This is a genomic window from Vibrio sp. Vb0888, assembly GCF_033338835.1.
Lineage (GTDB): Bacteria > Pseudomonadota > Gammaproteobacteria > Enterobacterales > Vibrionaceae > Vibrio > Vibrio alginolyticus.
Map to the genome: position 1 here is coordinate 1 of NZ_JAWOTL010000137.1, position 1,369 is coordinate 1,369.

General features: G+C 48.6%; 2 protein-coding genes. Both read left to right on the top strand.

The window, feature by feature from the left end; all coding sequences use genetic code 11:
* A partial coding sequence (locus tag R7P72_RS24485; RefSeq protein WP_318110894.1) for an ATP-binding protein occupies window positions 1-588 on the top strand: 588 nt, incomplete at its 5' end.
* Window positions 588-1,369 (top strand): PstS family phosphate ABC transporter substrate-binding protein (locus R7P72_RS24490; protein ID WP_318110895.1); only part of this gene is annotated, 782 nt, incomplete at its 3' end. The genes R7P72_RS24485 and R7P72_RS24490, both read left to right, overlap by 1 nt.

Genomic DNA, 1,369 nt, shown 5'->3' on the forward strand with positions numbered 1-1,369 from the left:
GTCGGCCCGATGTGGACTAAAGCGCATGGGGTGATGACGGAGCAGCTTAACCGCATGAACAGCTTAGTGAATCAACTTCTTACCTTATCTAAGATTGAAGCCGCGCCGATGCATGAGTTGGAAGATGTCGTAAACGTGCCAGCAATGCTTGAAGTCTTAGAGAAAGAAGCGATCAGCTTAAGTGGTGATGACCAACATAAACTCAAGTTTGATGTCGATACCAGCCTTCGTGTGCTTGGAGATGATGACCAATTGCGCAGCGCGATCTCCACCCTTGTTTATAATGCAGTGAAGTACACTCCTCCGGGAGCCAATATTCATGTTCGTTGGTATCAAACCGCACAAGGTGCGTGCCTTGAAGTTGAAGACAGTGGTGATGGTATTGAGCCACAACACTTGCATCGACTGACTGAGCGTTTCTACCGAGTTGATAAAGCACGTTCACGCGATACGGGTGGCAGTGGTTTAGGATTGGCAATTGTGAAACATGCGTTGAGCCATCATGACTCACACCTGGAAATTCAAAGTGAAGTCGGTGTAGGCAGTAAGTTCTCGTTCGTACTTCCAAGTCGTTTGGTGGTGAAATAATGGGACGTCGAGTCAGTAGAGCCATCGCTTGTATCGCGCTTACTTGTTCGAGTATGGCGGTTGCTCAAGATAAGCCATTACCGAACTACCATAAAACCACTGGCATTGTTGGGAACTTGCTCTCGGTAGGCTCAGACACTTTGGCGGGGATGACCACACTTTGGGTGGAAGAGTTTAAATCCATTTACCCGAACATCAACGCGCAAGTTCAAGCTTCAGGCTCGTCAACGGCGCCACCTGCTTTAACAGAGCAAACGGCGCAGTTTGGTCCAATGAGCCGCCCGATGCGTTTGAAAGAAATCGAAGCGTTTGAGCGACAGCATGGTTACAAACCTACAGCATTGCGCGTTGCTATTGATGCTATCGGTATTTTTGTGCATCAAGACAATCCCATTCAAGGTTTGAACTTTAATCAATTGGACGCCATGTTTTCCGCTACGTTGCGTTGTGGAGAAAGTCAGTTCATCACTAACTGGCAGCAACTAGGTTTAAAAGCCGAATGGGCGAAGCGCAACTTGCAGTTGTTTGGGCGTAACTCTGTGTCCGGGACGTATGGTTACTTCAAAAGCAATGCGCTGTGTGGCGGTGACTTCAAAACCCGAGTGAATGAACAACCGGGCTCGGCTTCTGTGGTGCAATCTGTGGCATCGACCATCAGCGGAGTTGGTTATTCTGGCGTTGGTTATCGAGTGGCTGGCGTAAGGTTGGTTCCCATCGCTAAACGCGGGGTTAACTATGTTAGCCCGACTCGTACAAATATTGTCTCAGGTAAGTACCCACT